The 13,149-nt window shown below is 62.7% G+C and carries 9 protein-coding genes and 9 tRNA genes; 16 read left to right on the top strand and 2 right to left on the bottom strand.

Going from position 1 to position 13,149, the window contains the following annotated elements; genetic code table 11:
* Together DI041_RS21485 and DI041_RS20755 are read right to left on the bottom strand one after the other, a co-directional pair.
* Positions 1 to 407 (bottom strand): hypothetical protein (locus DI041_RS21485; protein WP_248298552.1); only part of this gene is annotated, 407 nt, incomplete at its 3' end.
* A gap of 9 nt (positions 408 to 416) precedes the next feature.
* A complete protein-coding gene (locus DI041_RS20755; RefSeq protein ID WP_136640031.1) occupies positions 417 to 1,337 on the bottom strand; it encodes a hypothetical protein in 921 nt (306 codons plus the stop codon).
* Between the two features lie 705 nt (positions 1,338 to 2,042).
* Here DI041_RS20755 and DI041_RS20750 point away from each other — a divergent pair.
* The 16 genes from DI041_RS20750 to DI041_RS20675 all read left to right on the top strand — a co-directional run bounded on the left by DI041_RS20750 (position 2,043) and on the right by DI041_RS20675 (position 12,843).
* Positions 2,043 to 2,119: transfer RNA gene (locus tag DI041_RS20750), tRNA-His, on the top strand.
* Positions 2,120 to 2,198: 79 nt separating this feature from the next.
* A tRNA-Lys gene (locus DI041_RS20745) sits at positions 2,199 to 2,274 on the top strand.
* A 197-nt stretch (positions 2,275 to 2,471) separates the two neighbouring features.
* Positions 2,472 to 2,547 (top strand) — tRNA-Lys (locus DI041_RS20740).
* A gap of 78 nt (positions 2,548 to 2,625) precedes the next feature.
* A complete protein-coding gene (locus DI041_RS20735; RefSeq protein WP_248298526.1) occupies positions 2,626 to 3,072 on the top strand; it encodes a hypothetical protein in 447 nt (148 codons plus the stop codon).
* A gap of 155 nt (positions 3,073 to 3,227) precedes the next feature.
* Positions 3,228 to 3,312, top strand: a tRNA-Leu gene (locus DI041_RS20730).
* Between the two features lie 188 nt (positions 3,313 to 3,500).
* Positions 3,501 to 4,796 (top strand): trigger factor, encoded by a 1,296-nt coding sequence (gene tig / locus DI041_RS20725; RefSeq protein ID WP_136640032.1) that lies wholly within the window; start codon positions 3,501 to 3,503, stop codon positions 4,794 to 4,796.
* A 76-nt stretch (positions 4,797 to 4,872) separates the two neighbouring features.
* Complete coding sequence (clpP, locus tag DI041_RS20720) at positions 4,873 to 5,499, top strand: ATP-dependent Clp endopeptidase proteolytic subunit ClpP (protein ID WP_004146318.1); 627 nt, start codon at positions 4,873 to 4,875, stop codon at positions 5,497 to 5,499.
* 126 nt (positions 5,500 to 5,625) lie between these two features.
* The gene (clpX, locus tag DI041_RS20715; protein ID WP_004146319.1) at positions 5,626 to 6,915 is read left to right on the top strand and encodes an ATP-dependent Clp protease ATP-binding subunit ClpX; all 1,290 of its coding nucleotides are present in this window, start codon (positions 5,626 to 5,628) and stop codon (positions 6,913 to 6,915) included.
* Between the two features lie 142 nt (positions 6,916 to 7,057).
* Positions 7,058 to 9,508 (top strand): endopeptidase La, encoded by a 2,451-nt coding sequence (lon, locus tag DI041_RS20710; RefSeq protein ID WP_046988260.1) that lies wholly within the window; start codon positions 7,058 to 7,060, stop codon positions 9,506 to 9,508.
* A 217-nt stretch (positions 9,509 to 9,725) separates the two neighbouring features.
* Positions 9,726 to 9,998, top strand: a complete 273-nt coding sequence (locus tag DI041_RS20705) for an HU family DNA-binding protein (protein ID WP_004146343.1) — start codon at positions 9,726 to 9,728, stop codon at positions 9,996 to 9,998.
* An 11-nt stretch (positions 9,999 to 10,009) separates the two neighbouring features.
* Positions 10,010 to 10,084: transfer RNA gene (locus tag DI041_RS20700), tRNA-Val, on the top strand.
* A gap of 26 nt (positions 10,085 to 10,110) precedes the next feature.
* A tRNA-Asp gene (locus DI041_RS20695) sits at positions 10,111 to 10,187 on the top strand.
* Between the two features lie 83 nt (positions 10,188 to 10,270).
* A tRNA-Asp gene (locus DI041_RS20690) sits at positions 10,271 to 10,347 on the top strand.
* Between the two features lie 87 nt (positions 10,348 to 10,434).
* Positions 10,435 to 10,511: transfer RNA gene (locus DI041_RS20685), tRNA-Asp, on the top strand.
* Between the two features lie 106 nt (positions 10,512 to 10,617).
* Positions 10,618 to 10,694: transfer RNA gene (locus DI041_RS20680), tRNA-Asp, on the top strand.
* A 193-nt stretch (positions 10,695 to 10,887) separates the two neighbouring features.
* On the top strand, positions 10,888 to 12,843 hold the full coding sequence (locus DI041_RS20675; protein ID WP_136640033.1) for a peptidyl-prolyl cis-trans isomerase: 1,956 nt from the start codon (positions 10,888 to 10,890) through the stop codon (positions 12,841 to 12,843).
* Positions 12,844 to 13,149 lie beyond the last annotated feature (306 nt).

Below are 13,149 nucleotides of genomic sequence, written 5' to 3'. Positions count from 1 at the left end.
CCACCACCGCTGCCACCACCGCCGCCGCCGCCGCCGCCACCCTGGGAGTTGGGCGGAAGAACGGTCGAGATGACTTCACCGGAATCGAATTTCCCGTTTCGCCAGGTGTAGTTGACGCAGGAAATGCCGTTACAGACGGTCAGGACGTCGCCTGACTGGACTCGGGTCTGGGCTGTCCACACGGTTGTCCGCCCGTCGTTGAGCTTTGCAACCTCTTGGGAAAGCTGCTGGTTGGTCACCGGGTCCGGATAGGGAGTTGCCAGCGTGCACCCGGCGGTGCAGTTGATGACGCCAGGAAGCTTTTTCGCTTGAACACTCCCTGCCGCCATGAACAGCAGGACGCCTGCAACGGCGGGGATGGAGCTTCTACCAAGCGAAGGGATAATCCCAATCAGTCTAGCTTTCACAATATGTCCTTATCGTGGGATGCAACAGTTCTTGAAGATCTCGTTGGATGACAGGCGGGCTGTTTCTTTCTGTTGGCTGCTCAGGTTTTTCTCACGGGTTGCAATGTCATTGGTTGTGGCGAATCGCGGATCCAGTCTGTTGAGGACGCGGGTGTAAGCCAGGGCGGCGACAGGATCTGCAGGAACGATGCCGCCGTAGGTGTAGGCCATTGCCATGTCGCTGATGACGTTGACGTTCCCCTGTGCTTCCAGCTCGCGCAGATACCCGGTGGCTGTCTCCTTCCATGCCTCAAGCTTCGCCGGGTCACGGATGGCGTCATCAAGCGAACCGATGGCCTTCTCTGGAGAGAGTGAGTAGGCGCGCATTGCTTCCTGCGAGCCCATGGCGGCGGCTTTCGAGAGCCAATCGGCGTGATAGATGTCCTGATCCAGAGCGAGCGACTCGCACTCCTTGAGGATTCGCTCGGATCTTTCCAGGAACCAGTTGCCTGCCCCGACGCTGGCAGCTGAATCGGCCAGGTTGTCAGCGCGATCGGAGATGAAGGTCTGGCATTGCTCGACGGTCCGATAGATTTCGTAGGTCGCCGTGGCATCTCCAGATTCGGAGCGCTGCATCAGTTGCTTGACGTGGGCGAGCGCGTCACCAGGAGGGCGGAATTCATTTCCCCTGACGATTTCGTAGGCTTTGGGTCCCACTGCCTTGTACGAGCCCCGAGGAATCTTGTTCTCGCTTTCAAGCGTCTGTGCGGCCGTTGCGCGTGATGCAGGAAGCTGCTTTCCATGAGCAGGCGTGCCTTGATGGCTTCCGCTGCTGTCGGATTCCTGCGGTGTGGTGCCAGCCGTCTCCTGCTGCCGATAGCTGGACACTGCAACGGCTGCCACTGCCAGTGCCGCTGCCAGCGTGACGAATCCGATTAGCCGCTTTCTCATTTACTGATCTCACCTTCGTTGCAGGAACCGGCATGGTTGCAAACGCGAGCGCCGCGTTCCATGTCAGCAGCTAACGTTGCATGAACAGATCTCCCCCATTCCCATTCCGGATTTGTTCACGATTCATTCACTTTTTGTTCACTCGGCGAAAGCGGGCGAGACGGGCAGGCGCGAGTCAGGCGAAGCGGGTGGCTGGGCTGCTTCCAGGCGTTGTTCGACGCGATCGATGCGTAGGGCCTCAACATCGAGGACCGCGATGGCACGCGGCATCTGGTCATTACCAGGCGCATGCGGCTTGTTGGCGGTTTGATGTCGCCGATGGATCGCGGTGCCTCATCTTCTCTGTCGAAGATCAACGCCCGAGCAATGAGGTGCGTCGTCGGTCACTTGCCGCGTTTCCCGGCAATGCGGAATCGTTCAACGCGATGCTCCAAATGGGCAGCCGCCCTCTGATCCACCGTCCACCAGGTGTGGTGTGGTGACTGCCGACGCAGCAGTGGCAACGTTGGGTTGAACAAGGGGTGGGGGAGAACGGCAAGCCTTGGCCCTGCCCCTGCACATCAATGTGAAGAAGTGCTTGCAATTCCCTCGCGGCTCCCGGAAAATGCCGGACTCGCTTCGGGGGACGGACTTCTGGTTCCACCCGGTCGCAACGCATCAAGTCCAGGTGTCAGTGGTATCGATGCAGGGACGAAAGTTTCAGTGGTGGCTGTAGCTCAGTTGGTTAGAGTACCGGATTGTGATTCCGGTGGTCGGGGGTTCGAATCCCCTCAGCCACCCCACTGATTCAACCGCATCGGCGCAGCCGACACGGTATTGCAATAAACAGAAGGCACGCTACAATGTGCGTCTGAGTTTCACGGGCCGTTAGCTCAGTTGGTAGAGCAGTTGACTCTTAATCAATAGGTCCAAGGTTCGAATCCTTGACGGCCCACCAAGACAGAAGCCACCTGGCATGCCAGGTGGCTTTTTTCTTATAAGTGTGACCCCTTCGATTCGATGGCGGACACGCTGCGGAGTCCCGCCTGGTGCGGGTCTTCTGCGGGAGCGGGATCGTAGTGCTGCTTTCAACGCTGTTGAAAAAAGTGCTTGCGCCCACCGAGCGGATCGGGTCATAATTCGCGCCCCGATTTCGGGCTGTTAGCTCAGTTGGTAGAGCAGTTGACTCTTAATCAATAGGTCCAAGGTTCGAATCCTTGACAGCCCACCAGACAAAAGCCACTTGGTCCGCCAAGTGGCTTTTTTCTTGCCTGCGCTCGGGCGATCAGCTGTAGTCGCACATCCACGCATGACGTGGATCCACCAGGGATGCCTGAAACCGGGTTGCATGCGTCATCAGTGTTTTCAATGCTGTGCTCTGCATCTCACCGGGCGCGCGCTGCATCACTCCCAATGGATGTTCCGCGCAAAGCGCATGTTGGAGAGCACGTCGATGTTGCGAGTGAACCGAAGCACGAAGCTGGTTGGAGCGGGCCTGTTGGTGATGGCATTGTCGGCCTGCGGCAGAAGCGAAACGCCGGAGCAGGATCCCTCCCGCACGGTCGAGCGGCCGGCCGGTACCGATTCGATTCCCACGCAGCAGGCCGGAACTGGCATGCATGCCGGTGAAACGGGTGCGACGCCCGCCGATCCGGCGGCGGCCGATGTGGAGATTCGCCATTCGACCGATGGGCAGGGCGTCGAGGTACACAAAGTGGACAAGGCGGGCGCGGAGCTGGTCGCGCCGGTGAAGTAACCTGCCGGGCCCGGAATGGCCCCGGTCCTCCGGGCCCTCTGGCTGTCGCACGGCCTGCCTTGCGCGCTTGGATTGCGGGACGGGCGCACATTCATCTTTGTCATGCCTTTCGCTTTCCAGCCCCGCCTGCGACAATGAATCCCTGTGCCGGCCACGCGAAAGTGGCGGAATTGGTAGACGCCCTGGATTTAGGTTCCAGTGTCGCAAGGCGTGGGGGTTCGAGTCCCCCCTTTCGCACCAGTGCCGGCCTGTCCCCGCCCTGATTGGGCCATCTGCGCCCCTTGACCGGCACGCGCTGGCAGTGCAGGCCAAATTGGGCGAAACTAAAGGGCTGCGGCAAGCAGGCGCGTCCCAGACGTCGTGTCCTTACAACCGTTTCATCCCAATCATCGAGCCGGGGGCCTGGGCCACCGGTGGCAGGAGTCAACATGCAAGCTTCGATCGAATCCACCGGCAACCTGGAACGCCGCCTGAGCTTCTCGCTGCCGGAAGACCGTCTGCAGAGCCACATCGTCGGCCGCCTGGGCGAAATCGCCCGTACCACCCGCATCAAGGGTTTCCGTCCGGGCAAGGTGCCGGCCAAGGTGATCGAGCAGCGCTTCGGCGCGCAGGTCCGTGGCGAGGCGCTGGATGGCCTGCTGCGCGAGACCTTCGACGCGGCCGTGCGCGAGCACGACCTGCGCATCGTCGGCAGCCCGCGCATCGACAAGGGTGACGAAGGTGAATTCTCCTTCGTCGCCACCGTGGAAGTGGTGCCGGACTTCGGCGACATCGACGTCAGCAAGCTGACCGTCGTGCGCCACAGCGCCGAGATCACCGATGCCGACATCGACCAGATGATCGAGAACCTGCAGAACCAGCGTCGCACCTGGGCCCCGGTCAGCCGTGGCGCGCAGGACGGTGACCTGGTGGCGGTGGAAACCTGGTCGCAGGCCGGCGAAGAGCGCCTGCCGGCCGAGGGCACCGAGAAGGGTTCGATCGTGCTCGGCCAGGGCATGATGTTCGAAACCATCGAAAAGGGCCTGGTCGGCCTGGCCAAGGGTGAAGAAAAGACGCTGGACGTCGAGTTCCCGGCGGACTGGCGCGTGCCGGTGCTGGCTGGCAAAACCGTGCAGGTCACCGTCAAGGTCGCCGAAGTGTCCGAGCCGGTCGTGCCGGCGGTCGACGAAGCCTTCATCAAGAGCTTCGGCGTGAAGGGCGGCGACGTCGAGCAGTTCCGCAGCGACATCCGCGCCAACCTGGAGCGCGAGCTGAAGGGCGCCCTGATGAACCGCCTGCGCCGTGAAGTGGGCGAGCAGTTGATCGCCGCCTATGCCTCGGTGGAGATGCCGCCGCGCCTGGTCGAGAACGAAGCCCGCGCCATGCTGGCCCAGCAGGTCGAGCAGATCCGCCGCAATGGCCAGAACGTCGGTGAGATCCCGGCCGATGCCCATGAAGGCTTCAAGGATGCTGCCGCCAAGCGCGTGCTGGTCGGTCTGCTGGTCGGTGAAGTGGCCCGCGTCAACGATCTGCGCCTGGAAGCCAAGCGCCTGAACGAAACGATGCGCCTGATCGCTTCGACCTATGAGGAGCCGGAACAGGTCATTGAGATGTACCGCAACGACCCCCAGCTGATGTCTGGCCTGCAGAACCGCGTGATGGAAGAGCAGGTGATCGACTGGATCGCCGAGCGTGCCCAGCACACTGAAGAAAAGCTGTCGTTCCAGGACGCGATCCGCCAGTAAGTCCGGGCGGATCACCGGATGCCCCGCGCCTGTCCCGGCGCGGGGTTGTTTTCCCCCAAGATAGGTACCTCACGTAATGGACAACCGAACCAAAGCCCTGAACCTGGTTCCGATGGTGGTCGAGCAGACCAGCCGCGGCGAGCGTGCCTACGACATCTATTCGCGCCTGTTGAAGGAGCGCCTGATCTTCCTGGTGGGCCCGATTGACGATCACATGGCCAACGTGGTGGTGGCGCAGTTGCTGTTCCTGGAATCGGAAAACCCGGAAAAGGACATCAACATCTACATCAACTCGCCGGGTGGCGTGGTCACCGCCGGTATGGCGATCTACGACACCATGCAGTACATCAAGCCGAATGTGAGCACCACCTGCATCGGCCAGGCCGCCTCGATGGGCGCCCTGCTGCTGGCCGCGGGCGAAGCCGGCAAGCGCTATGCGCTGCCGAACTCGCGCGTGATGATCCACCAGCCGCTGGGTGGCTACCAGGGCCAGGCCACCGACATCGACATTCACGCGCGTGAGATCCTGACCCTGCGTTCGCGCCTGAACGAAGTGCTGGCCAAGCACACCGGCCAGTCGCTGGAGACGATCGCCCGCGACACCGAGCGCGACAACTTCAAGAGCGCGTTCGAGGCACAGGCCTATGGTCTGGTCGACCAGGTTCTGGAGCGTCGTCCGGATGAGTCGATCCAGGCCGGCTGAGCCATCATCACGGGGCCCTGGAGGTCCCGTTCCTGCAGGGTCGGGCGGGACTGGTGTCCCTCCGGCCCTGTGCTATTCTCGAATCGAACCCCCGTTCAGCGGGTGGGGTAACTGGGTAAGCGAAGCATGAGCGAAGACCGCCAAGGTCGTTCCACGGACACCGGCAAGATCCTCTACTGCTCTTTCTGCGGCAAGAGCCAGCATGAAGTGCGCAAGCTGATTGCGGGTCCGAGCGTGTTCATCTGCGATGAATGCGTGGAGCTGTGCAACGACATCATCCGTGAGGAACTTGAGGAAAAGGCGCAGTCGGCGCGCAGCTCGCTGCCCAAGCCGCGCGAGATCCTCGAGGTCCTCGACCAGTACGTGATCGGCCAGAACCGTGCCAAGCGTACCCTGGCCGTGGCTGTGTACAACCACTACAAGCGCATCGAAAGCCGGCAGAAGAACGACGAGGTCGAACTGGCCAAGTCGAACATCCTGCTGGTCGGCCCGACCGGTTCGGGCAAGACGCTGCTGGCCGAGACCCTGGCCCGCCTGCTCAACGTGCCGTTCACCATGGCCGACGCCACCACGCTGACCGAAGCCGGTTACGTGGGCGAGGACGTGGAGAACATCATCCAGAAGCTGCTGCAGAAGTGCGACTACGACGTCGAGAAGGCACAGCAGGGCATCGTCTACATCGATGAAATCGACAAGATCTCGCGCAAGAGCGAGAACCCGTCCATCACCCGCGATGTGTCCGGCGAAGGCGTGCAGCAGGCCCTGTTGAAGCTGATCGAAGGCACCGTGGCCAGCGTTCCGCCGCAGGGCGGCCGCAAGCACCCGCAGCAGGAATTCCTGCAGGTGGACACCAAGAACATCCTGTTCATCTGCGGCGGCGCGTTCGCCGGGCTGGACAAGGTGATCCAGGCCCGTTCCACCGACGTCGGCAGCATCGGCTTCGGCGCCAAGGTGAAGAGCGCCGAGCGCAAGCAGGAAGTGGGCAAGGTGCTGGCTGAAGTCGAGCCGGAAGACCTGATCAAGTTCGGCCTGATCCCCGAGTTCGTCGGCCGCCTGCCGGTGGTGGCGACCCTGGAGGAGCTGGACGAGCCGGCCCTGATCAAGATCCTGACCGAGCCGAAGAACGCCATCACCAAGCAGTTCAAGAAGCTGTTCGAGATGGAGAACGTCGAGCTGGAGTTCCGTCCGGACGCGTTGTCGGCCATTGCCAGGAAGGCGCTCAAGCGCAAGACCGGCGCCCGTGGCCTGCGCACCATCGTCGAATCGGTCCTGCTGGACACCATGTACGACCTGCCGTCGCAGGAAAACGTCAGCAAGGTGGTGGTGGACGAGTCGGTGATCGAGCACAAGTCCGAGCCGTACCTGATCTACCAGACCCCGGCGGCCCCCGAACAGAAGGCCGCAGGCGCCGAGTGATCCTTTCAAGTTTTTGATTTGAAAGGATTTTAAACGAACGCCTTGCATCTGAAAGCCGATGGCCCCATAACGGGGCCATCGGCTTTTTTTGTCTCCGGAAGATGCCCTCCCGGAGGCGGTTTTCCCCTTCCCTGGAGCCCCCATGGCCCGTTCCCCAAGTGAAACCCTCGACCTGCCGGTCCTGCCGCTGCGCGACGTAGTGGTGTTCCCGCACATGGTCATCCCGCTGTTCGTCGGCCGTGACAAGTCCATGCACGCGCTCGAACAGGCAATGGAAGCGGACAAGCGCATCCTGCTGCTGGCGCAGAAGTCGGCCGAGACCGATGACCCGCATGCGGCCGACCTCTACCAGGTCGGTACGCTGGCGCAGGTGCTGCAGCTGCTGAAGCTGCCTGACGGCACCATCAAGGTGCTGGTCGAAGGCCTGTCGCGCGTGCAGGTGACCCACGTCGACGAGCGCAACGGCTCGCTGCATGGCCAGGCCGTGGAGATCGACGCCACCGACGAACGCGAAGCACGCGAGGTCGAGGCGATCGCCCGCTCGCTGATGTCGTTGTTCGAGCAGTACGTGAAGACCAACCGCAAGCTGCCGCCGGAGTTGCTGCAGACCCTGTCCGGCATCGATGAGCCGGCGCGTCTGGCCGACACCATTGCCGCGCACATCAGCGTGCGCCTGTCCGACAAGCAGCGCCTGCTGGAAACGCTGGCGGTGGGCGACCGCCTGGAGATGCTGGTCGGCCTGGTCGACGGCGAGATCGACGTGCAGCAGATGGAAAAGCGCATCCGCGGCCGCGTGAAGTCGCAGATGGAGAAGAGCCAGCGCGAGTACTACCTCAACGAACAGATGAAGGCCATCCAGAAGGAACTGGGTGACCTCGACGACGCACCGGGCGAGCTGGAAGAGCTGGCCCGCAAGATCGCCGAAGCCGGCATGCCGAAGGCTGTTGAAGCCAAGGCACGCAACGAACTGAACAAGCTCAAGCAGATGTCGCCGATGTCCGCCGAAGCGGCGGTGGTGCGCAACTACCTTGAGTGGTTGCTGGGCGTGCCGTGGAAGAAGCGCAGCAAGGTGCGCAAGGACCTGAAGGCCGCGCAGGACACCCTGGACGCCGATCACTACGGCCTGGAGAAGGTCAAGGAACGCATCCTTGAGTACCTGGCAGTGCAGTCGCGGGTGAAGCAGATGAAGGGGCCGATCCTGTGCCTGGTTGGTCCGCCGGGCGTGGGCAAGACCTCGCTGGGCCAGTCCATCGCCAAGGCCACCAACCGCAAGTTCGTGCGCATGTCGCTGGGCGGCGTACGCGACGAGGCTGAGATCCGTGGCCATCGCCGAACCTACGTCGGTTCGATGCCGGGCCGCATCGTGCAGAACCTCAACAAGGTGGGCAGCAAGAACCCGCTGTTCGTGCTGGATGAGATCGACAAGATGTCGATGGACTTCCGTGGCGATCCGTCGTCAGCGCTGCTGGAAGTGCTCGATCCGGAGCAGAACAACGCCTTCAACGACCACTACCTGGAAGTGGACCTGGACCTGTCCGAAGTGATGTTCGTGGCCACCTCGAACTCACTCAACATTCCGGGCCCGCTGCTGGACCGCATGGAAGTGATCCGCATCCCCGGCTACACCGAGGATGAGAAGCTCAACATCGCCACCCGTTACCTGTCGCCCAAGCAGATCAAGGCCAACGGCCTGAAGCCGGAAGAGCTGGAAATCGGCGCCGATGCCATCCAGGACATCGTGCGTTACTACACGCGCGAATCGGGCGTGCGCAACCTGGAGCGCGAGATCGCCAAGATCTGCCGCAAGGTGGTGAAGGAGATCGCGCTGGCCGGCCCGCAGCCGGTGAAGGCGAAGAAGGGTGCGAAGAAGTCCAAGGCGCTGGTCAGCGTGACCGGCAAGAACCTGGACAAGTACCTGGGCGTGCGTCGCTTCGACTTCGGTCGCGCCGAGGAAGAGAACGAGATCGGCCTGGTCACCGGCCTGGCCTGGACCGAGGTGGGCGGCGATCTGCTGCAGATCGAATCGACACTGGTGCCGGGCAAGGGCCAGCTGATCCTGACCGGCCAGCTCGGCAACGTGATGAAGGAATCGGCGTCGGCGGCACTGTCGGTGGTGCGTTCGCGTGCGGTGGGCTTTGGCATCGACAGCGACTTCCTGCAGAAGCACGACGTGCACGTGCACGTGCCCGATGGCGCCACGCCGAAGGACGGCCCCAGCGCCGGTGCCGCGATGGTCACCTCGCTGGTGTCGATGCTGACCAAGGTGCCGGTGCGTGCCGATGTGGCGATGACCGGCGAGATCACCCTGCGTGGTCGCGTCACTGCCATCGGTGGCCTGAAGGAGAAGCTGCTGGCCGCACTGCGTGGCGGTATCCGCACCGTCATCATCCCCGAAGAGAACCGCAAGGACCTGGCCGACATCCCGGCCAGCGTCACCCGCGATCTGCAGATCGTGCCGGTGAAGTACATCGAAGAAGTCCTGGACCTGGCGCTGGAGCGTCCGCTGGCACCGAAGAAGGCGCGCAAGAGTGCGCAACGCGTCACGGTGCGCAGCAAGGCCAAACCGAGTGGAAGCGCGCGCGTCAAGCATTGACGCGCGCTGTCCAATGGCTTGAAACCCGCGTCGTTGCTGGCTTTCCAGCTTGCGTGGGGGTAGGGCCACTGGTATAAAAGCAGCACTCGCGAATGAGTGATCGCTGTCGGCGATGACTGAATCAGCGAACCGTTTCCACATGGCGGCCGCATGCAGAAGGCGTGCGGTTGCTTCCCTGTCGAATCTGCGGAACCCACCGCCAAAGGAGTTGTAAAGAATGAACAAGACCGAATTGATCGATGCCGTTGCTGAAGCTGCCGACCTGACCAAGGCCGAGTCCAGCCGCGCTGTCGATGCCGTCGTTGCTGCCGTCACCAAGGCGCTGAAGGACGGCGATGCGGTCACCCTGGTTGGCTTCGGTACCTTCCAGGTCCGCGACCGTGCTGCCCGCACCGGCCGCAACCCGAAGACCGGCGACACCATCAAGATCGCTGCTTCGAAGAATCCGTCGTTCAAGGCTGGTAAGGCCCTGAAGGATGCTGTAAACTAAGCGGCTCGCTGGGGTGCTTAGCTCAGCGGTAGAGCGTCTCCTTTACACGGAGAGGGTCGGGGGTTCGAAACCCTCAGCACCCACCACAGCACCGCGGTAAAAGTTTGAGTGTGGAGCGGTAGTTCAGCTGGTTAGAATGCTGGCCTGTCACGCCGGAGGTCGCGGGTTCGAGTCCCGTCCGCTCCGCCATTCAACGAGGCCTCCGGCCAAAAGCTGGAGGCTTTGTTTTCTTCCCGGTCCAGATCGGCAGAAAACAAAAAAGGTAACAATGCGGAGCGGTAGTTCAGCTGGTTAGAATGCTGGCCTGTCACGCCGGAGGTCGCGGGTTCGAGTCCCGTCCGCTCCGCCATTACATCGAGGCCCCCGGTCGAAAGCTGGGGGCCTTGTCTTCTCCCCGGCAGGTCCGGGAGGAAGACGAAACGTTTTTTGCAAGAACGGAGCGGTAGTTCAGCTGGTTAGAATGCTGGCCTGTCACGCCGGAGGTCGCGGGTTCGAGTCCCGTCCGCTCCGCCATTGCAGAATTCTTAAGTCCCCGTGAAAAAACTTTGAAAAAAGTGTTCATCGGGCTGGGTTTCCAGGGTGTCTTCGGATATACTGGGCGCCTGCAAAGTTCAAGCGCGGAGCGGTAGTTCAGCTGGTTAGAATGCTGGCCTGTCACGCCGGAGGTCGCGGGTTCGAGTCCCGTCCGCTCCGCCAACTTTAAAAGCCCTCGGCGCAAGCCGGGGGCTTTTTCTTTGTGTTGTTCGCGCGGTCGGACGCGAGGCATGCATCTGCCAGTGGCGGGCTGCTGCGAGGATGCGGCGCAGGCCGCGCCGGGGCTGCTTTTGGTCCCTGCGACGAAGCGGGTTACACTGCCGGGCTCGCCAATCAGGCCTTGTGATTCCTCACCATGCTGCAGAAACTCCGCGACAAGACCTCAGGCTGGATCGTCACTGTGATCCTGGGGCTGCTGATGATTCCGTTCCTGTTCGTGATCGACAACAGCTATCTCGGTGGCGTTGGCGCACAGAACGTGGCCAAGGTTTCCGCGCCTCCGACCTGGTGGCGTTCGGCCCCGTCGTGGTGGCCGGTGCGCATGCTGTGGCAGCACCATGAGATCAGTGCGCAGGATTTCCGCACCCGCTTCGAACAGGAGCGCATGCGTGAGCGCCAGCAGCAGGGCGAGAACTTCGACCCGCGCGCGTTCGAGAGCACTGAAAGCAAGATGGCCGTGCTCGATCAGTTGATCGATGAGCAGGTCGTGCGCCTGGTCGGCGAGCAGGCTGGTGTCGTGATCGGCGATGGCGCGGTGCGTGAGTACATCACCACCATTCCGGCCTTCCTCGATTCGAACGGCAAGTTCAGCGAGAACAACTACCGCCTGGCCCTGGCCGGCGGCAATCCGCCGCGTACCCCCACCCAGTTCCAGGAACTGGTGCGTGAGAGCCTGCAGCAGTCAGTGATTCCTTCCGGCCTGCAGAACTCCGGCTTCGTTACCCAGGCCGAAACCGAGCGCCTGCTGAAGCTGCTGGGTGAAACCCGCGACGTCGAGCTGGCTGCGCTGCCGGAAGTGCCGGCCGATACCGCGCCGGTCACCGACGCGCAGATCAAGCAGTGGTACGACAGCCATGGCAAGGATTTCCGCCAGGCCGAGAGCGTGTCGCTGGAGTACGTCGAGATCAACGGTGGCAACCTGCCGGCGCCGACCGCGGCCGACGAAGCCACCCTGCGCAAGCGCTATGAAGACGAGAAGGCGAAGTTCACCTCGCCGGAACAGCGCCAGGCCTCGCACATCCTGCTGACCGGTGACGGTGCCGAAGCCAAGGCGAACAAGATCGCTGCCGAGGCCAAGGCTGCCGGCGCCGACTTCGCCGCGTTGGCCAAGGCCAACTCGGAAGATCCGGGTTCGAAGGACCAGGGCGGTGACCTGGGCTGGGTCGAGCGTGGCGCAATGGTCAAGCCGTTCGAAGACGCCCTGTTCGCCGCCAAGGCGGGTGACGTTATCGGCCCGGTGAAGACCGACTTCGGTTACCACGTCATCAAGGTCGCCGCCGTGCGCGGTGGCGAAGGCAAGTCGTTCGAGGAAGTGCGTGACACGCTCGCCGCAGAGCAGCTGAAGGCCGACGGCGAGCGCGGTTTCAACGAGCTGGCTGGTCGCCTGGTCGACGCCATCAACAAGAGCCCGAGCGATCTGGCCGCTGCGGCCAAGGAAGTGAACCTGCCGCTGCAGACTCTGGGCCCGATCACCCGTGCCACCGCCAGCGGTATTGCCACCGATCCGGCCGTGCTGCGTGCCGCGTTCTCCGACGTGCTGGTGCAGGACGGCACCGCCAGCGACCCGATCGCCCTGGGTGGCGCCACCAACCACAGCGTGGTCATCCGCGTGGCTGCACACACCCCGGAACAAGCGATGCCGCTGGACAAGGCCCGCGAGCAGGTAATCGCCGCGATCCGCGCCGACCGCCAGCGCCAGGCCAGCGACAAGGCGGCCGACGCCGTGCTGGCCAAGCTGAAGGCCGGCGCCACCCTGCAGTCGCTGGCCGCCAGCGAGAAGCTGCAGCTGAGCCCGATGCCGGGCCTGCCGCGCAGCCAGCCGGTGCCGACCCCGGAAATCAATCGCGCGATCTTCAGCGCACCGGTCCCGGCCGAAGGCAAGCCGAGCTACGGCAAGGTTGACGTCAACGGCCACGCGCTGCTGTTCGCAGTGAACAAGGTCAATCCGGGCGACATCAAGGAAGTGACCGCCGAGCAGCAGAAGCAGCTGAAGGACCAGCTGAGCCAGATCGACGGCATGGCCGCAGCCAAGGCCTACATCGAGGCGATGCGCAAGAAGTTCGTGATCCAGACCACCGAAGCGAACCTGTAAGCCTCATCGGTTTGCAGGAGCGAGAAAGGCCCGGCATTGCCGGGCCTTTTTTTTGTTGGTGTGTGGGTGCGTAGAGTCGAACTTGCTCGCCTGCACATGTGGAGGCATTCGAGCAAGCTCGACTCTACGAGAAGCATGTCGAAGCAGCCGCACCGCGCAAGAAAAAGCCGAGCGTGGGCTCGGCTCTTATCTCTTGCGACTCTGGCACCTTAGGTGCCGAGAGCCCGGCGCGGGCGACCGTTCGGCTCTAGGTCTTCTCGATCGCTCTGTAGCAAGGATCTCCGCGCCGGTTTCTCCCTGATCCGC

It is taken from the genome of Stenotrophomonas maltophilia (genome assembly GCF_004920835.1).
GTDB classification, from domain to species: domain Bacteria; phylum Pseudomonadota; class Gammaproteobacteria; order Xanthomonadales; family Xanthomonadaceae; genus Stenotrophomonas; species Stenotrophomonas maltophilia_AQ.
Note: the sequence above shows the minus strand (reverse complement) of the source record. Positions and strands in the feature narration are given on the sequence as shown.